We start from the raw sequence: 17,105 nt of genomic DNA, 5'->3' as shown, positions 1-17,105 counted from the left end.
CCGTTCTTTGTGAGCCTTGGGCATTGGCAGACCTTAGCGATCTCGAACCTGGTCACGCGACGGCCCTGCGTGGGGCAGCATCCGCTGCAGCACATGGTCTTTCAGAACAAAGCGGTGGAACAACGCTGCGACGACATGCAGAACAATCAATGCGAAGAGCACCCATGCGAGGATGCCGTGCACATCACCCATCTCGTTGCCGAAGCTCGAGCCAGGTTCGCTCAGTGCCGGATAGGGCACGACGCCCAGCAAGCGGACCGTCCAGCCGCGTGAAGACGCGTTGATCCAGCCGAGCAGCGGCACCAGCACCAGGGCGGCGTAGAGCAGAACATGCGTTATGCGCGAGATGACGCTGAGTAGCGGCGGCAACTCGTCCGGCGTGGGCCAGTGCGTCAACCGCCAGATCACCCGGATTGCCATCACGGCGACCAACGTCGCGCCCACGCCAAGGTGCCAGGCGATCAGATTAACGGGCTGCGTGTCCTTGTGGGCATCCGGCATCGTCCAGCCGATCACAAACTGCATAGCGACCAACAGGACGGTTAGCCAGTGCAGCGTGCGCGCGACTGTGTCATATGCCGGACGCTTCACTTCGTCGATCCTGGCCATTCCTGCTCCTCAAGTTGTCACGATTTGATGAATCGATGAAGCGCGCAGCCTGCGAATTTTTGAACCGACTGCACCAAAAAGCACTACACAAATCTAACCGATGCTAGCGACCTTACCTTAAGGAAACCTGATGTTCGGCAGGGGCGGTTCCTGTCGCAGCGTCTTCAGGCGTGTAAAAACGCGAGAAATGCGAGCGCGATCGTCTCGTCGCATGCATCAGGGTCGGCCATTGACTCGCATCAACACCCGTTGTTAACGCGCGCCAGGCACGGAACAAAGCCGGCGCGCAGCCGGATTGACCCCGGCCACGCGTTCTATGCCGCGGTGCATCAGGTTTTCCCTGACCTTAAGCTTTTCTTCAGTATCCCACAGTAAATTGCTGGCGGCAGAGAAACGGAGCCAAAGCTACGGCTACTTATTCAATGGAAACCAACGATGCGACTCCCCAACGGTAGCTTCCGCGTCGACAGCGTTCCCACGTTCTCCGTCGGGCGCTTTTTTGCGCAAGCGCGGATTTTTCGGGTCCAGCCCGGAATCCATGAACAGATCGAGATCTTCGCGGCCATCAACCTTCCAGATTTCGCCACTGAGGCTCAAGCCATTGCATTCTCGAACAAATGGGCGGTGGCGTGGATCAATGAGAATATTCTCGAGATCACTGCCATTTAGGACCCACAACAGCCTCTCGCGGTGGCCGTGACCCACGTCTCAACCTGACCGCAGAGCAGACTCTCGCAACTTTTCCGGCGTCGGCAAGGCAGGATGCCTTGCATGAACGTGAAGTCAAATGCTCCGATAGCCGCGGCACGATGCTGTTACGCAAGTGCGCCGCGGTCGGGGTTGCGCGGCCTACTTCAGACGTGCTTGCAACTCGTTGGCAAGCTGCCTGGTCGCGGCTTTGGTCGGAGCGTCTCCGGCGAGCACGTTAAGCAAGCCAAAGTCGTGGATCGTACCGTTGTAGCGGATCGTGGCGACTTCATTGCCCGCAGCATCGAGTTTGCGACCGTAGGCCTCACCTTCATCGCGCAGCACGTCGAACTGCGCCACGCGCGCCAACAGTGGTTCAATGAACTCGGTCAGCCTGGGTTGTTGACTGCCATCGCCGTCGCGCTCACGCAATTCAAGGCGTCCCGCGCACGTGAGCGATACATTGAGCGACTCGAGCAGAAGCAGGCGAAGGTTCGGGTGATCCAGCAAGCCACGCGGATCGTAATGGACTCGCGCGGCATGTCTGAAGAAGATGCGTATCAGTTTCTGCGCTCAAAGGCCATGCTCAAACGCGAACAGATCGAGACGGTGGCGGGCGACATCGTGAAGGCACACGCAACGCTGAGTTTTTAACCTCGGCGCGGGGGCATCGCGCAGACGCGATTGGGCTGAGTGGCAGTCAGGCGGTCCGCTATGATGTGCGGAACGGTATAACGACTGAAGGATCGATGAAGAGGTTGAATCCGACGGCGGCCCAAAAAATCTCACGTTTTAACTTTTCATTCGCCAGCTAACAATAATCCATGAACGTCGATCTCAATCTGGGCGTCAGCGTTGTCGCGTCACTTGCCGCGCTGCTCTCGTGGCATCAAACACGTCGCATGAGTAACCTCACGGAAATTGCACTGAAAAGCCAGTCATACGAGCAGGTTCTGACGCTGCCGAGTGTCGAAGCGCTGAACGTGATCGAGGTCGACGGCAAGCATCGCGTGAAACTTATTGTATTTAATCAACGCGAAGCGCCAATCCGTATTTACGCCGTTAGATGCTTCCGATATGAGCCCAAGGAACGGAACCTCGCGAACTGGATCCGCAGTAAGCAGGGGCCGTTCGAGTGGGATTACTCTCAGGAGCACATTTTTTGGAACCCGAAAGGTACCTTGGATGATGCGGAGCATTTTTCGGACGTTACGCTGCCGTTTACGCTGGTTAAGGAGACTGAAATTCTCTTGGTAACACTCGAGAAATATCGTCAGTTTCCTTATCAAATATACAGGTTCGAAGTTGTCACTTCGCAGGGGACTGCTTCCTGTGAAGGCCCGCTTCCGAGGGGAAGCACGTCGTTGCCTCAAGAATATGAAATGACAGTTTCTTGAGAGTTTGTCGCTTGTTTCATTGGGCCGAATGCTAATCCCCTTGCCCAACGATGAAATTGCGCGGATGAGGCAGAAGCTCGACAAGGCGTCGCAAATGGGCGGGGCGGAGACGGCTCGTTGGCCGCCTCCGGTTGCGATATCTCCGCGTTTTGCGCGGTCACTTGTTGACGCGGCGCGTTGGCCGCGATTGATGGTTAGTGCTGGACGGGAATTGGCTGTTGGGTGGTGTCGGCTTCTGCACTTGTCGCGGCTTTGGCGGTTGTTTGGTTGCGCTCGCTGGACTTGGTGGTGGACGGCGTTCCCGTTGCTATTTGTGATGCCTCCGCGAGAAGGCGCGCCGCGCGGTTTGCGGTGATGCGGCTTTGCGGGATGCCCTTCGCATCGAGTGCGATCACTTGGTAAAGCTCACGGTCGCATTCGAGCTCTCGATGGTATTGCTCGGCTGTGTCGACGAGCAGTTCAAGCATGGTCTGTTGACGTCGTCTTTCGTCACTCGTGATGGCAGGATTCCTACACATTGAGGACGCAAGTGTGATCAATGTGTTGAGTTGGGTCAATTGACGATTGCAGAGATCGAAAGTCTGCAATGCCAGTTTCTCGTATTGGAGCGCGTCGACAGGCGGGCGTGATGCGGGTTGAGATTGTTTTGTGGTTTTGTTGATCATGGTGCGACCTCCCTGGTACTTCCTGGATCGCCCGACACTTGCTTGAATGAAGTGGGTGAGCGGGCACGTAGCGGGTTTGGAAGACCGGTGTTCTAACGAGCCGGCGAGCCTTGCGGCTCCCCCACCACGGCCCGCCCATTGAAGACAACAGACGCGCAGGAGTAGACGCACGCCCGCCTGGGCGGGTGTGCGGTTAGAACAACAGGCTTCCATACCTGACCACCGGGTGTGTCCCGATGGCTTGTTGATTATAAATGAAGGCAGCGGCGTAGCGGTCAACCAGGCGGGCTAAGTGTTTGCGTTTGGCTGATTGGATAAGGCTTCGACGACGGTTGACGTATCGTCGGAAATTACGAGGCCGCAGAGCGCGCGCGGCTAATCGTTTTTACGCTGACAGGTCAGCACGCAGGTATTCTGCGCCTGGAAGTGTCTCCGAACGTATCAGTCGATGATGGCTCGTCGTCCGTTGCGGACGGTCGTCCATCGACGCCGATAAACCGCACACTGCTACAGATCGATACTCCGCCAGGGCAACGGCGAACGGCCGCTACCGACGTCGTGGGGTGCGTGCTTTCGACCTCAACGGACGTTGCACAGTGCCGTAAATACCCAGTCGCCGTAGAAAATAACGTCGGAGCAACAAAAGTACGTTCATTCTATGCAATGCATTGCCTCCAGTGGTTAAGAGCGAACCGGCGGTTCCTTCTGCCGGTACGCCATGTTGAATAGACAACGCAGCTACAGTAAATGAGTTCGAGAGTCGGCGCGATATCGGTGGTCCAGCGCCTATTGATCGACGAGTCGACCGATAGGCGATCGAATACAAGCGCCCACTCATGGACACATGTTGTGAAATCACTGACAATTTCAATGATACTAAGTCACGCGGGACGGTGGACGCGGGACGGTTCGAGACCATAGGTTTATTTAGGGGGTGTCGCCAATGAATAGTAAAATCGGGCGGAATGATCCATGCTGGTGCGGTTCTGGAATAAAGTATAAAAAATGTCATCTCGACAGAAGCTCCGCAGTACCCTTGACCAGGGCTCAGCTTGAAAAGCACAGGAAGAAGATTTCGTCATTAGAAAAATGCTCAGTTAGCGATACGCGCAAACCGGAATGTAACGGTCGTATAGTGAGCGCTCATACAATATCCAAGAGTGGATCATTGAGGCAGATTGCCGAGCACGGCCACGTAATGGGCACAAAGCCTAGTCTTGGTCAACTTGTTAAAAACAATGGTATGCTTATTTTAACCTCTGTTGGGATAAGTCAGGCATCGACATTCACAGGTTTCTGCGCCTATCACGATAAACACTTATTCGCCCCACTGGAAGATGAGCCGATTACGTTGTCGGATGAGCAACTTTTCCTGCTAGCTTATAGATCGTTAGCTCGCGAGCTTTACGCGAAGGAAGGAAATGCCAAGACAGCGGAACTCATGCGAGAGGTCGATAGAGGAAGAGACAAAGCGGACCAAATCGCAATTCAAACAGCCGCTACCGGTTACGCGACAGGTGTCGACCTTGCGCTCAACGAACTACACCAAGCCAAAGACATAATGGATGGAATGCTTGCGAGCGGCGACTTTGCGGCAATGAACCATTTTATTGTGGAGTTATCACAGTTGCCTAGTGTGCTTGTTAGTGCGAGCACGCAACCGGAATTCGATTTTTCGGGGAATCGCCTTCAGACGTTTGGCTCAAGCACTGACCCGATGAGCCACATAATTTTTAATTGCATAAGTTATGATGCTGTCGGCTGTTTTGTTTTTTCGTGGCTCCAAATACATGATGAAGTGTGTGCGAAATTCATCGAAACCCTTGTCGGCCTAGGCAAGCACGAAATCGGCAATGCGTTGGTCAGGTTCGCCTATTCATTCGCTGAAAATACATGGGCCTCGCCAAAGTGGTGGAACTTGCTAAATAAACAAGCGCGGGACGATGTGTCACTGCGTCTCCAGCATGGGATGTTGATACCTCATTCGCCAGCCTGCCTCCTACAGAACGGTGTGGACTTTGGAGCATTCCATGTTGATAAAGTGAGTTATCGACGTGCAGGAATATCATCGCCCGTGTGATTGGTGGACGGCTTCGAGTATCCTATTGTTAGCAATTTGCCCGTCGGAGTCGTCTGACCGTTGCTGATCGCTCCAACCCCAAGCGAACGTTCCCATACCGTGGCACAGTAGGTGTCTGGGGATGTTCGACTCACAATAAACTTTTGAATACCATCGAAAATCAACATGAGGAAACAGGGTGAATCGGCCAATTGACCCGCCGTTTGTTGTGCCTGACGGTTGGGGTAGTGATGAGCTTTCAAAGTTTGATGCATATGCCTCACAAAGCAGATTTTCGGTGTATTCAGATCTTCCAGAATGGCACTGGGTTTTAAGCGACATTGCCACAGATATGGAATCGCTTTCGCTGTACTTGCTGTCGCGCATCGGGGATTTTTCGGACGTCGAAGGGCCGCTATTACTTGCAACCTCGCGGACGCAATTTTTGGCAGCCGCATCGATGTTGACATCGGGCCACGTATTGGCTTCGCATGCCATTGGACGAACTGTGGTGGAATCAGCCTTGTATGGCTGGTATTTGCTCATATGCACTGGTTCGGCCGAGCGGTGGCGTACGAAGCCTCTCGACAAGACCGCTCGGCGCAATTGGGGGCGAGAATTCAGCTTCTCTGCGCTCACGAGAAAACTGAAAGAGTATGACGAAACAGCCGCTTCGATTGCGCTGAGTCTGCATCAGAGAGCGATAGATTTTGGTGGACACCCGAACGTCACCGTTCTCGGTCCGAATTTGCATGTCAAGAGCGTCGGTGAAGGACAGATCGAAATAAGACTCGCCATATTGCATGGACGCAGTGGCCCGTGGGTGGATGCATTCGAACTCGTAGCGAAGTCGGGCGCATTTGCCATGCTGCTGTTTGCATACGCATTTTGTGACTACGAGGAAGGGGCAACAGCACTTCACGCGGCCTTCCGGTATATGGAAAAACTGAAGGACTTGCTCGATAAAGCAGACCGGGAATGGGCTTAGGTTCAACATGCGAAGCGACAGCCTGTCGACAATTTAGCCCCCGCTTGACCGTGGGCTTTTGGCGGGCAGTACTCGTTCACACAGGGCGGGGAAAAAGCCGCCGTTGAGAGGTTTCTCTCTCGCCTGGTAGACCTGCATCGAACTGGCGCTGTCGGCCACACCCTGCCGTTCAGCGAGCAGGCGAACCTGCCGTTGGAACGGCTGCATTACTCCGTTACCTGACCGACGAGCTACGCGAAGTGCTCCAGTCCCGCCGCTCTTCGTGGTCGTCGGGAAATACATACCGATTTGTCGCAATCAGTTGAATTTTCCGATTAATGCGTGTAAATTCGGTCCCGACTAGGCGTATCGCCTAGGCGATCAGTCTTCTTTAATCGTTGCTTGCTTGAGCGGGAAATCCGAGTCTCGCATGAGACGTTTGGGTCTTTTTTTCAACACCTAAACACGACCGAGACGACAGTGTGTCCGACGCGCTTGTGGCCTTAAGGGCTGTGGCACGGAATGGGCGGATATGTCGGCGACAGTTGATGAGCAATATGCGTGAACACTTGAGTCAGCGATAAGTTTTTGTTTCCGCTCCTTGGTTTGGGGATGAGCAGTTGGGTCTTGAGCCCAACCTAACCGAACTAAAGGGGGATTTATGGAAGTACGTAAACGAAGCACAACGATTGTCAATGTTCGCATTGTCAGGAAGACACAAACTGTAAAGCGGGAGCAGAGCAGTCTTGTAGGTCGCGCTAGTCGCTGGCTCAGCATCGCCCACTTGTTGTACAAGTGTTGGTGGTTGCTTGAATCTCTGCCGTTGCATCATTTGCATCATTTGATCACGTAGAGTAGGTGTTCACGTTTTTTTTAAAAATGCGGCCTCATTACACAAAAAAACCAATAGGCACGTTGCACGCACTCTCAGCAACGCTTCGAGTATCGTTGCCGGTTCTTGAGCATACGTGCTCAAATCTGGAGCGACACTACACGCCGTATCAGATTCCGAAGGCAGACGGTAATCAACGATCAATCGTGATCCCGAGTCTGCATCTTAAGACCATACAAAAACGAATCAATCGTGAGATTTTTTCGCACGTAGTCTATCCGGACTATCTCTACGGAGGTGTCCCAGGAAAGGATTACGTGAGAAATGCCATGCAGCACGAGTCGGCTCGTGTGGTAATCGCATTGGACGTCAAGAATTTCTATCCCTCGATCTCGGCGCTTCGTGCGTCGAACATCTATCAGCACTTTTTTAAGTTTGGCGCTGAAGTGTCAGATCTTTTGTCGAGACTGACGACCTACGAGAACAAAGTCCCTCAAGGGGCGTGCACAAGCTCCCATCTTGCAAATCTGGTTTTGCACGACGTCGAGTCGTCGCTTGTTAGGTATTGTGAGGATTCTGGACTGATTTACACTCGTTTGCTCGATGACATAACGATCTCCTCAGCGCGGGTTCTATCTGAAGCGAAGGTCAAGAAAATTATTGACATGGTCGCAAGGATGCTCAAGGGTAAAGGCCTGAAGCTGAAGCATAAAAAAACAAGAGTCTCAGCGAAATCTAACCCCGAAGAGCTCATGGAAGTGACAGGTTTATGGCTCAATCGTGGTGCCCCTCGAGTTCACTCCGGTACACGCAGGGCAGTTCGTGTTGAAGTGTACAAATGTAAAGAGGCGGCCAAAGTCGATAAAACTGCGACGACTTACCACGATGCGTTTGCTCGCGCGTCTGGTCGGGTAGCCATGCTTTCCTACCTTAAGCACTCGGAATCGGGCAGGCTTCGAAAGTCACTCGCCGACATTCTCCCGGTTTACGACGAAAGGGAGATAACCAAGACGAAAAAAATCGTGAAGATGCTTGGTCGGACTTCAGCGAAAGATCGCAGCAAATATTTCTACAATGTTAGCTATTTTCAAACTATGCAGCGAATCAACATAGTTGCTCGTAGCGAACCGCTACTGGCGCGGACGCTGCGACAACAGCTTTTGTTGTGCAAACCCAAAAACACGTCAAGCGCGGCGCTATATGATGAACCAATCTGAAGAGCTCCATTACGGTACGGTGAAAGCTTACTACCCCATAAAGGGATTCGGGTTCATCACTAGGGGTGCGAAGAAAGATGTGTTCTTCTTCTTTGACGACGTTAAGGATGAAGCCGATATTCTGGAGGGCGTCAAAGTGAAATTTCAGATTGTTGATACAGGTAAAGGGCCTCGGGCGATGAAAGTCGAACGCGTGGGCTAACCCAATACTTGGGTGAAACGCGCGAGACCACGGCGGTCGCATAATCTACTGAATTCGGGCGTATGTACGCTGAAAACTGTTAGATCTGCGCGCTGTAGTCCATCGCTTGATCCGTAGCTATGACAGTCCACAGAAACGCAGGGACGCCTGCGTTCGGGAAGCGTTGGGCAAATGATTGCGCCAGTTTCTGTAAAAGTCCCAAGCCCATTGTCATCAAGATGACTGGCTTGTTTTTCGCCTAGTGCGCGATAAAAGGTGCCGCGTTAGATCACACCATCGACCGTCTGGAGTTCAATTTTGTCCTGCTTCTATATCTGCATCTTTAGTAAGTAACGAGGTTAGTTGCGTTCATGATGTTGCCCGCGTTTTTACGGGTCGCTAGCAGGACACTGGCAACCGCCGCATTCGAAGCGAATTTCTTCAGCGAGCCGGGCACTTGATATGGCCGTTCCAATCTGATATCGGCCGTTGGAACCGCGATGAGCCGACCGTCAGAAATGGGTCGAAAGTACGCGTTCGTTGCAATGGGCAGTTGCCGTTCGCTGTGACCCTCACCAAACGACCAGTCTGTAACAGTGAGCAGGCATCCCGGTGTCGACATGCGAACGCCCGCTAAAGCTGGATTTGTGGAAAAAATCACTGCGCGGCTTTTGCAATCCAGCCGCGAAAATAGGGGACTCTCAGATTGGCCTGCAAACCGCTCGCGAATTTCGGTTAAGGGTACGGAGACCCTTGAAAATCTCGCAAGAAATACGACCAGCAGCCGTTTCTCAAACCTTAAACGGAACTACTTGACAAGCTATGTCAGGGATAACGCCGGACGGCGGAACTGAATAACCAGAATGCCTTCGCGGCGGAACGCCAATTCTGACTGTACGGCGCGAAAAGCTACTTCACCGCCCCCAACGCCAACCCCTTCACCAAGAACCTCTGCAACCAAGCAAACACAATCGAAACCGGCAACGTCGCGCATAGGGTCGCGGCCATGACCAGATGCCATTCAACAACATACTTCCCCGCAACCATATCAGTCACCTGCACAGTAAGCGTCTTATTCTCCGGCGACCGAATCAGCGTATAAACCACCGCAAACTCATTCCACGCATTAATAAAAGTAAAGATCGCAGTAACAACAATCGCAGGCACAGCCAGCGGCAAGAACACCTTAAAAACAGCCCTTGTTCTCCCACATCCCTCAAGCCACGCAGACTCTTCCAAGTCCCGCGGCACCGTCTGAAAGTAAGAAGACAACATCCAAACCGCAAACGCGATATTGAACGCCGCATAAGAAACGATGACCCCAATCTTAGAGTCAACCAGATTCCCATCCCCATAAGGAATCATCGCAGCCAGCCGGAACAGACCAACCACCAGCAAAATCGGCGACAACATCTGGGTCACCAACAAAAACTGCGAATACAGCCCTTTCCCCCGAAACGGAAATCGAGCCAACGCATAAGCCGCCGGCAAACTCACAGCCAACGCCAACGCGGTGGAAAGAAAGCTAATCACACAACTATTCCGCAGCGCGACCCCAAAATTCGCCGCAATCCACATATCCGAAAAATTACTCCACTGCCAATGCACCGGCAGCCACCGCGCCGGATAAACAAAAATCTCCGTCGCCGGCTTGAGCGCAGTAAACAACATCACAGCAAACGGAAACAGCACAGCCACAACCAACGGCGACAGCGCCAACCAGCACCACAACGAGCGCTTCATCTTGACGCTGAGACTCATGACGTCTCTCCTTCTTTCGCCGGTTGCAGACGCAGATAAGCGATCGAGAAAACAAACAACATAACGAGCATGATCAGCGACACCGCCGCAGCTTCACCCGGCCGACCCAGCCTGAACCCAAGCTCATACAGATAAGTAACAAGAATATGCGTCCCGTTATCCGGGCCGCCTTGCGTCATCACCCAAATGATCGGGAAAGAATTGAACACATAGATCACATTCAACAGAATCGTCATGTTGATGAACGGCCGCAAAAGCGGCATCGTCAGCTTGCGAAACTGCTGCCATGCACTGGCACCATCCATACGTGCCGCTTCATAAATATCACCGGGCACCGACGACAACCCGCCCAACAGAATCGTCACCGTAAACGGAATCGACACCAGAATACCGACAGCGATCTCCACAGGAAACGCGAGTTCCGGCGTCGCAAGCCAATGAATCGGGCCACTGATCAACCCCAGCCGCTGCAACGTAACATTGACCATCCCATAGTCATCATTAAACGCCCAGCGCCACACTACCGCAGTCATCGTCAGCGAAACAGACCACGGCAGCATCACAATCGTGCGCGCCACGCCGCGTCCATAGAAATCCTGATTCAGAATCAGCGCAACCGGCACCGAAATCAGCACCGTGCCGCCCACCACGAACACAGTCCAGACAATCGTCCGTCTCGCAGCAGCAAGAAACGCAGGGTCGCCGAAAATCGTATAGAAGTTCTGCAGACCGGTGAAATCGCGGATCGCGCCGAAGCGCGAGACCTCGTGCAGCGATTGCCACACGATGTTGAAAATCGGATAACTGATGATGAAAAGCGCCAACACCAGACTCGGCGCAATCAGCAACCAGGGCGCCTGGAGGCGCGAAGAGGCGGAACGGCTCATGCGTGCTCGATCGTAAGACGCGTCCGCATTAAAGAGGCGGTCGCGACGGGATGGGCCGGATAGTGCATTACGGGCAATACGTGCATCACGTGCGGCAAGTACATGACGACCGAAACGCGCGCCACCTTCAAACCGGCAGCGCGCGTTCCGTGTTCAGCAAATCACTACAAGGCTACACACAATCACTTACCCAGCGACTTATTCGCTTGCGTCGCCGCAGCATTCAACGCATCAGCCGGCTTCGCCTTGCCCAGATAGATCGATTGCATCGCATCAGTCACAGCCTTCGCCGTGTCTTCCCAACCCGTCACAGTCGGCGCAAAGTGAGCCGTCGGCAGCAGCGCGACGAAAGCCTTGGTATCCGGATCGTTGAACGCCGGGTCGGTCGCCTCAGCCTTGGTAGTCGGCAGGAAGCCTTCGGTGGTCGTGAACTCGACGCGCGGTTCCTTCGTGAACAGATAGTCGAGGAACTTCCACGCCGACTTCTTCACCTTCGAGTTCTTGAACATCACGATCGAGTCGGTCACCGCATAGGTGGCATGCGTCGTACCCATCGGGATCGGATCGATACCGTACTTCAGGTTCGGTGCTTCCTTCTTGATCTGCTTGGCGAGGAACGGCGCGGAGATCATCATCGCGACGCGGCCTTGCTTGAACAGGTTCTGCACGTCTTCGCGGCTGTAGCCGGTCACGCCAGGCTGCGTCAGGCCGTCGTCGATCAGAGTCTTGTACAGCGTAGCCGCCTTGATGCCGGCCGGCGAATTGAAGGCCGCCTTGCCGTCCTTGCCGACCACATCGCCACCGTTGGTCCACAGCGCGTAGTAATAGTAGACGTCGGTTTCGATTTCCTTGCCTTGCAGACCGAAGCCGGCAATGCCCTGCGCCTTCAGTTTCTTCGACGCGTCGATCACGTCATTCCACGTTTTCGGGCCGTCGGGATAGCCGACCTTCGCGAGCAGATCCTTGTTGTAGTACAGCCCGCGTGCGGAAGCCGCGATCGGCAGGCCATAAATCTTGCCGTTGATTTCGCCCGGTGCCAGGAACGGGCCGATGAAGCGGGCCTTGAAGTTCGCGTCCATGTAGCCGTCGAGCGGCTCGGCGACGTCGTCCTTCACGAAGTCGAGCAGCCAGCGCGTGCCCACAATCGCCAGGTCGGCGTTGGCGCCGCCGGAAATGTCCGTTTGCAGTTTCTGTTGCAGCGTGTCCCAGTTCACGTCTTCGATCTTGATCGTGGTGCCGGGATTGGCCTTCTCGAAGTTACGGGCCATTTTTTCGAAGTACGGCGCGGTCGCATCGCTGTAATGCGCGACCGTCACGCGGACCGTATCGGCGTGAGCCGCGACGGCAATACCTGCAAACGCGAGCGCCACGGCAACTTTGCCTAGCGCGAGGGAAGCACGGGCATGCAACGACATTTCTCTCTCTCCTGTGTCGATCGGAGTTGGCGCTTTAGCGCGCTTAGTCCGGTCCCATCCAACGATGGTGGGGGGTGGTCTGCTGCCGTCGCCGGCCGCTTGGGTTGAATTGTTTGAAAAAATCCTACATGACGCAAAATAGCTTGTCACGTAGGGTCTGCCATATTTCTTCTGAGTCAGTTTTGTGCATAAGATGCTGTAAAGCAGGGATATTCTGCGCAACGTGAAGTCACGGATACCCAATATTCGGGATGACTAGACAACTACGCCGCAATCGTTTTGTAGGAAATTTACACGCCCTACGGCGCTGCAACAGGGTTGAGGAGCGAGGGCAGACATGAATCGTGTGGTCTTGGTAACGGGCGCTTGCGGTGGCATCGGCAGCGTGTTGTGCAAGCGCTTCGTGGAGCAGGGCGATACGGTGCTGGCGCTCGATATCGACGCGGTCGCGCTGCACGGCTTGACGACGCAACTCGGCGACGCGCATGTCACGCCGATCGCGGTCGACCTCGGCGATGCCGCCGCAGTGCAGCAAGCGGTGGCCGAAGCGGTCAAGACGCGCGGTCCGGTGGACGTGCTGGTCGCCAACGCGGGCGCAGCGAAAGGTCTGACGCTCGCCACGACGGATGCCGCCAGCTGGCAACGCGACATCCATCTGAACCTGAACGGCACGTATCACACGGTGGAAGCGGTGCGCGCGTCGATGATCGAACGGCAGAAGGGCGCGCTGGTGCTGATCGGCTCGGTGAACGGCATGGCCGCGCTCGGGCATCCGGCGTATAGCGCGGCGAAGGCCGGGCTCATCAGCTACACGAAAGCGCTGGCGATCGAACTCGGCCGCCATGGGATTCGCGCGAACATTGTCTGTCCGGGCACGGTGAAGACGCAGGCATGGCAGGCGCGCGTCGACAAGAATCCGCAGGTCTTCGAGGATCTGAAGAAGTGGTACCCGTTACGCGACTTCGCGACGCCCGACGACATCGCCGACGCGGTGCTGTTTCTCGCCTCGCCGATGGCGCGGGTGATTACCGGCGTCGCGTTGCCGGTCGACGGTGGGCTGATGGCCGGCAACCGTTTGATGGCGGAAGAACTGACGCTTGAATCGATCTGAAAACATTGAACGGATAACGCGGCGTGCTGCTTGCTTCGACTTCGATGAAGCAAAGCAAAACCGCACGACCGCATGACAGCACGACGATGAGGACAGCATGGCAGCAGTGCAACTGAGCGGCATCTTCAAACGCTATGGCGACACGCAAGTGGTGCACGGCATCGATCTCGACATCGACGACGGCGAGTTCGTCGTGCTGGTCGGCCCGTCGGGTTGCGGCAAGAGCACGCTGATGCGCATGGTGGCGGGGCTCGAGGAGATCAGCGGCGGCGATCTGATGATCGGCGGCACGCGCGCGAATACGCTTGCGCCGCAGCAGCGCAATATCTCGATGGTGTTCCAGAGCTACGCGCTCTATCCGCATCTGTCGGTCTACGAAAACATCGCGTTCGGGCCGCGGATTCGCAAGGAATCGGCTGCGAGTTTCAAGCCGCGGATCGAAGCCGCGGCGAAGATGCTGAACCTCGGCAGCTATCTGGATCGCTTGCCGCGTGCGCTGTCCGGCGGCCAACGTCAGCGGGTGGCAATGGGTCGCGCGGTGGTGCGCGAGCCTTCGCTGTTTCTGTTCGACGAACCGCTGTCCAATCTCGACGCCAAACTGCGCGTGCAGATGCGCACGGAAATCAAGGCGCTGCATCAACGTCTGAAGAACACGGTGATCTACGTCACGCACGATCAGATCGAGGCGATGACCATGGCCGACCGCATTGTCGTGATGAACGCGGGGCGGATCGAACAGGTGGGCCGTCCGCTCGATTTGTACGACCGTCCGGCCAATCTGTTCGTCGCGAGTTTCCTCGGCTCGCCGTCGATGAATTTTGCTGAAGGGGTGTTGGCCAATCGGGTGGAGGGACAGGGCTTCGCATTAAAACTCACGGACGGTGGCGAGATCGTGCTGGAAGGCGCGCCGGCGTCCGCGGTGGTCGGCGCGAAAGTCACGCTCGGCGTGCGGCCCGAGCACATCGAAACAATGATCGACAAGCCGGACGCCACGCTGGAAGTCGAAGTGGTCGAGCCGACTGGCGCCGAGACCCATTTGTACGGGAAGATCGGCGGCAGCACGTGGTGCGTGACGACTCGCCAGCGCTCGAAAGTCGAGCCCGGTCAGCGCGTCACGCTGCGCCTGCCGGCCGAGCATATTCATCTGTTCGATACGGAGAGTGGACGCAGGCTGGTCTGAACCGCGTGTTGCCTTTTACGGCTGCATGAAGCCGAATAAGCCGATTGAAGCTGCGACGCTGCGCGGATTCATCTAACCCTTAAGGAACACCGGGTGTCCGCACCGAACTTGATTCCCCACATCCGCGGCGCGCTGGACAATCTGCGGCCCGCCGAGCGCAAGGTCGCCGAGATGGTGTTGAGCGACGTCGACTTTGCGATGCGCGCGAGCATCACCGAGCTCGCGCAGCGCGCGGACGTGTCCGAGCCTTCCGTCACGCGCTTTTGCCGCGCGATCGGCGCGCATGGCCTGCGCGACTTCAAGATGCAATTGGCACAGAGCGTCGCCGGTGGTGTGCCGTACGCATCGACGGCGGTTGCACGTGATGATGATGTGCAGACATTGATGGACAAGGTGGGCGAGGCCGCGGTCGATGGGATCACGCATGCGTGTGCTGCGTTGGACCCGGTGGTGGTGGAGAGTGCGATCGCGGCGTTATCGAGTGCGGGGCGGGTTTTCTTCTTTGGCGTGGGTTCGGGGTCGGGACTCGTTGTGCAAGACGCGGCTTTAAGGTTTTTGCGGCTGGATATCGCGGCCACTGCGTTTACTGACGGTCATTTGCAGCGTCTATACGCAGGCCTCATGGAACCGGGCGATGTGGCGTTTGCGATTTCGCATTCGGGCCGCAGCGTCGAAGTGAATGAAAGTATTCAGATCGCCAAGGAACGTGGCGCGACGACGATTGCGCTGACTAATGTCGGCTCGCGCCTGGCGTGGTTGGTGGATATTCCGCTGCTGCTGCGTGTGCCGAGTCCGATCGATCCGAATACGCCCGGCGTGTCGCGGCTCGTGCATTTGTGCATCATGGATGCGCTGGCGATCGGCGTCGCGTTGAAGGCGGGGCCTAAGACGCTTGAAAAGATGCGGCACGCCAAAGCGCGGTTGTCGTCGCATGAGCCGGAGGCGACGGGGGATTGACCAGGAGAGTCCGCGTCAAGAAATCCAGCGACGAACGAACGACACGAGCACATAAACAGTCACGCCGCTTGAGGACGCCAGGCGATCATGCCGGCCGTCCGCGCTCGAACTTCCGGTGAGGCTAAACACGTCGCGACGGCCTCGTATCCCGGCGATCCCGGATAAGGCGCCACGCGAGTGGGCGGGCTGTGATTGGCTGGGCAAAGGATAATAGATTCGTCGGGGCCGATTGCCGCCAGATCCAGAATCGCTGAAGAGCGTGTCATCAGAAACAAAGGACGTGCGCCAAGCCTGGCGCGTTGGCGGAGGTGGACGATCAATGCTTCCTGTGTTGCTTGATCCAGCCCTTGCTCAACCAAATCGACGACCAGCACGTCTGGCCCTTCAGCTTCCAATCCGACGAGCAGCGCAGTTAGTGCTGCCGATTCCGCGGCACCCTCATCAATAAGCCACGCCAGCGTCCGATCCACTCGCGATTTGAGCGCGGCATCGGCTCCGAGGAGTGCTGCGGCATTGCCATCTTTTATCCGTTCAAGACCGAGGAATGCCGCGTTCGGTAGTTTCTCAGCGAGCCCCATAGCCAGCCGTGTCTTGCCACTTCCCAACGGCCCGATGATGTAGTTCAGCGGCCGGATCTCGCCGGTTTCAAAACGTTCACCACCCCAAGGCCAAGGCAGCTCGAAGGACGCGCTGAATCCGGCAGACGGCTTTAGCAGACGCGCCAATTCTCCATCGGCCGGTGCATGCCCACGGGCAAGATCGGCGCGCAGCCTTTGGACCTTGTCGATCGTATTCACGAGGCGGCGGATTTCAGTTTCGAGCGTCGCCTCGTGCGCAGCCAGGGCCGGCTCCAGGCTTTGCGGGTCGCCTTCCAACACACGTGACACTTGGGCAACGCTGAGGCCAAGCGCGCGCAGCGCCACGATCGCCGCAGCCCGAGCCATCATGTCGGGGCCATAGGTTCGGTATCCGGCAGGGGTGCGTTCCGGTGTCAGCAAGCCTCGCTGCTCATAGAGCCGTAGAGCCTTGGTTGAGACGCCGAGTTGCCGCGCTGCTTCGGAAGCATTCAAAAACGGAGTGGAGCAAGCCATGAGTCACCTCTTCGTATGCTGACCACGCACATCATGGAGTTGGCCCTTGGGGCCGAGTCAACAGGATATCGGTAGTGGGGCATCGCTTG

The 17,105-nt window shown here is 56.0% G+C and carries 16 protein-coding genes and 2 pseudogenes; 11 read left to right on the top strand and 7 right to left on the bottom strand.

Features of this window, described 5'->3' with window-relative positions:
• Positions 1–33 precede the first annotated feature (33 nt).
• The gene (locus tag PQR53_RS01665; protein WP_408450829.1) at positions 34–609 is read right to left on the bottom strand and encodes a cytochrome b; all 576 of its coding nucleotides are present in this window, start codon (positions 607–609) and stop codon (positions 34–36) included.
• 435 nt (positions 610–1,044) lie between these two features.
• Here PQR53_RS01665 and PQR53_RS01660 point away from each other — a divergent pair, with 435 nt between their 5' ends.
• Positions 1,045–1,278 (top strand): hypothetical protein, encoded by a 234-nt coding sequence (locus PQR53_RS01660; RefSeq protein WP_408450828.1) that lies wholly within the window; start codon positions 1,045–1,047, stop codon positions 1,276–1,278.
• A 180-nt stretch (positions 1,279–1,458) separates the two neighbouring features.
• Here the strand turns inward: PQR53_RS01660 and PQR53_RS01655 are convergent.
• A pseudogene (locus tag PQR53_RS01655) lies at positions 1,459–1,665 on the bottom strand (alpha/beta hydrolase fold domain-containing protein); the annotation flags it as partial.
• Positions 1,666–1,695: 30 nt separating this feature from the next.
• Between PQR53_RS01655 and PQR53_RS01650 the strand changes: the two are divergent.
• Positions 1,696–1,950, top strand: coding sequence for an ANTAR domain-containing protein (locus PQR53_RS01650; RefSeq protein ID WP_408450827.1), 255 nt, complete (start codon positions 1,696–1,698; stop codon positions 1,948–1,950).
• 170 nt (positions 1,951–2,120) lie between these two features.
• Positions 2,121–2,693, top strand: coding sequence for a hypothetical protein (locus tag PQR53_RS01645; protein WP_408450826.1), 573 nt, complete (start codon positions 2,121–2,123; stop codon positions 2,691–2,693).
• Positions 2,694–2,887: 194 nt separating this feature from the next.
• Here PQR53_RS01645 and PQR53_RS01640 read toward each other — a convergent pair whose 3' ends face one another.
• Positions 2,888–3,358, bottom strand: coding sequence for a hypothetical protein (locus tag PQR53_RS01640; protein ID WP_408450825.1), 471 nt, complete (start codon positions 3,356–3,358; stop codon positions 2,888–2,890).
• A 943-nt stretch (positions 3,359–4,301) separates the two neighbouring features.
• On the opposite strand from PQR53_RS01640, the pseudogene PQR53_RS01635 reads away from it, so the two are divergent.
• From PQR53_RS01635 to PQR53_RS01615, 5 genes and pseudogenes are all read left to right on the top strand, one after another.
• Positions 4,302–4,373: pseudogene (locus tag PQR53_RS01635) on the top strand (SEC-C metal-binding domain-containing protein); the annotation flags it as partial.
• Between the two features lie 153 nt (positions 4,374–4,526).
• Positions 4,527–5,438, top strand: a complete 912-nt coding sequence (locus PQR53_RS01630) for a hypothetical protein (protein WP_408451173.1) — start codon at positions 4,527–4,529, stop codon at positions 5,436–5,438.
• A gap of 178 nt (positions 5,439–5,616) precedes the next feature.
• Positions 5,617–6,405 carry a hypothetical protein gene (locus PQR53_RS01625; RefSeq protein ID WP_408450824.1) on the top strand — a complete coding sequence of 263 codons (789 nt, stop codon included), beginning with the start codon at positions 5,617–5,619 and terminating at the stop codon, positions 6,403–6,405.
• Positions 6,406–7,263: 858 nt separating this feature from the next.
• Positions 7,264–8,433: a reverse transcriptase family protein gene (locus PQR53_RS01620; RefSeq protein ID WP_408451154.1), complete on the top strand. Its 1,170-nt coding sequence runs from the start codon at positions 7,264–7,266 to the stop codon at positions 8,431–8,433.
• Positions 8,420–8,635: a cold shock domain-containing protein gene (locus PQR53_RS01615; RefSeq protein WP_408450823.1), complete on the top strand. Its 216-nt coding sequence runs from the start codon at positions 8,420–8,422 to the stop codon at positions 8,633–8,635. Before PQR53_RS01620 ends, PQR53_RS01615 begins: the two co-directional genes overlap by 14 nt.
• Before the next feature lie 888 nt (positions 8,636–9,523).
• On the opposite strand, the gene PQR53_RS01610 is transcribed toward PQR53_RS01615, so the two are convergent.
• The 3 genes from PQR53_RS01610 to PQR53_RS01600 form a co-directional block, all read right to left on the bottom strand.
• The gene (locus tag PQR53_RS01610) at positions 9,524–10,375 is read right to left on the bottom strand and encodes a carbohydrate ABC transporter permease (RefSeq protein WP_408450822.1); all 852 of its coding nucleotides are present in this window, start codon (positions 10,373–10,375) and stop codon (positions 9,524–9,526) included.
• Positions 10,372–11,262, bottom strand: a complete 891-nt coding sequence (locus PQR53_RS01605; RefSeq protein ID WP_179740425.1) for a carbohydrate ABC transporter permease — start codon at positions 11,260–11,262, stop codon at positions 10,372–10,374. Before PQR53_RS01605 ends, PQR53_RS01610 begins: the two co-directional genes overlap by 4 nt.
• A 182-nt stretch (positions 11,263–11,444) precedes the next feature.
• Positions 11,445–12,677, bottom strand: coding sequence for an ABC transporter substrate-binding protein (locus PQR53_RS01600; protein WP_408450821.1), 1,233 nt, complete (start codon positions 12,675–12,677; stop codon positions 11,445–11,447).
• A gap of 337 nt (positions 12,678–13,014) precedes the next feature.
• On the opposite strand from PQR53_RS01600, the gene PQR53_RS01595 reads away from it, so the two are divergent.
• The 3 genes from PQR53_RS01595 to PQR53_RS01585 all read left to right on the top strand — a co-directional run bounded on the left by PQR53_RS01595 (position 13,015) and on the right by PQR53_RS01585 (position 15,925).
• Entirely contained in the window at positions 13,015–13,788 is a 774-nt protein-coding gene (locus PQR53_RS01595; RefSeq protein WP_408450820.1) for an SDR family oxidoreductase, read from the top strand.
• A 97-nt stretch (positions 13,789–13,885) separates the two neighbouring features.
• Positions 13,886–14,968: an ABC transporter ATP-binding protein gene (locus PQR53_RS01590; RefSeq protein ID WP_408450819.1), complete on the top strand. Its 1,083-nt coding sequence runs from the start codon at positions 13,886–13,888 to the stop codon at positions 14,966–14,968.
• A gap of 93 nt (positions 14,969–15,061) precedes the next feature.
• Complete coding sequence (locus PQR53_RS01585; RefSeq protein ID WP_179740429.1) at positions 15,062–15,925, top strand: MurR/RpiR family transcriptional regulator; 864 nt, start codon at positions 15,062–15,064, stop codon at positions 15,923–15,925.
• 59 nt (positions 15,926–15,984) lie between these two features.
• On the opposite strand, the gene PQR53_RS01580 is transcribed toward PQR53_RS01585, so the two are convergent.
• Positions 15,985–17,016: a MerR family transcriptional regulator gene (locus tag PQR53_RS01580; RefSeq protein WP_408450818.1), complete on the bottom strand. Its 1,032-nt coding sequence runs from the start codon at positions 17,014–17,016 to the stop codon at positions 15,985–15,987.
• Between the last annotated feature and the right edge of the window lie 89 nt (positions 17,017–17,105).

The organism is Paraburkholderia fungorum, assembly GCF_046027605.1.
Taxonomy (GTDB): domain Bacteria; phylum Pseudomonadota; class Gammaproteobacteria; order Burkholderiales; family Burkholderiaceae; genus Paraburkholderia; species Paraburkholderia fungorum_F.
This window is presented reverse-complemented; position numbering and strand designations above follow the sequence as displayed.

Excerpts from the sequence above, each read along its gene's own strand:
- PQR53_RS01665 (WP_408450829.1), bottom strand. The coding sequence starts at position 609 with ATGGCCAGGATCGACGAAGTGAAGCGTCCGGCATATGACACAGTCGCG.
- PQR53_RS01660 (WP_408450828.1), top strand. The coding sequence starts at position 1,045 with ATGCGACTCCCCAACGGTAGCTTCCGCGTCGACAGCGTTCCCACGTTC.
- PQR53_RS01645 (WP_408450826.1), top strand. The coding sequence starts at position 2,121 with ATGAACGTCGATCTCAATCTGGGCGTCAGCGTTGTCGCGTCACTTGCC.
- PQR53_RS01640 (WP_408450825.1), bottom strand. The coding sequence starts at position 3,358 with ATGATCAACAAAACCACAAAACAATCTCAACCCGCATCACGCCCGCCT.
- PQR53_RS01620 (WP_408451154.1), top strand. The coding sequence starts at position 7,264 with ATGCGGCCTCATTACACAAAAAAACCAATAGGCACGTTGCACGCACTC.
- PQR53_RS01615 (WP_408450823.1), top strand. The coding sequence starts at position 8,420 with ATGAACCAATCTGAAGAGCTCCATTACGGTACGGTGAAAGCTTACTAC.
- PQR53_RS01610 (WP_408450822.1), bottom strand. The coding sequence starts at position 10,375 with ATGAGTCTCAGCGTCAAGATGAAGCGCTCGTTGTGGTGCTGGTTGGCG.
- PQR53_RS01605 (WP_179740425.1), bottom strand. The coding sequence starts at position 11,262 with ATGAGCCGTTCCGCCTCTTCGCGCCTCCAGGCGCCCTGGTTGCTGATT.
- PQR53_RS01600 (WP_408450821.1), bottom strand. The coding sequence starts at position 12,677 with ATGTCGTTGCATGCCCGTGCTTCCCTCGCGCTAGGCAAAGTTGCCGTG.
- PQR53_RS01595 (WP_408450820.1), top strand. The coding sequence starts at position 13,015 with ATGAATCGTGTGGTCTTGGTAACGGGCGCTTGCGGTGGCATCGGCAGC.
- PQR53_RS01590 (WP_408450819.1), top strand. The coding sequence starts at position 13,886 with ATGGCAGCAGTGCAACTGAGCGGCATCTTCAAACGCTATGGCGACACG.
- PQR53_RS01580 (WP_408450818.1), bottom strand. The coding sequence starts at position 17,016 with ATGGCTTGCTCCACTCCGTTTTTGAATGCTTCCGAAGCAGCGCGGCAA.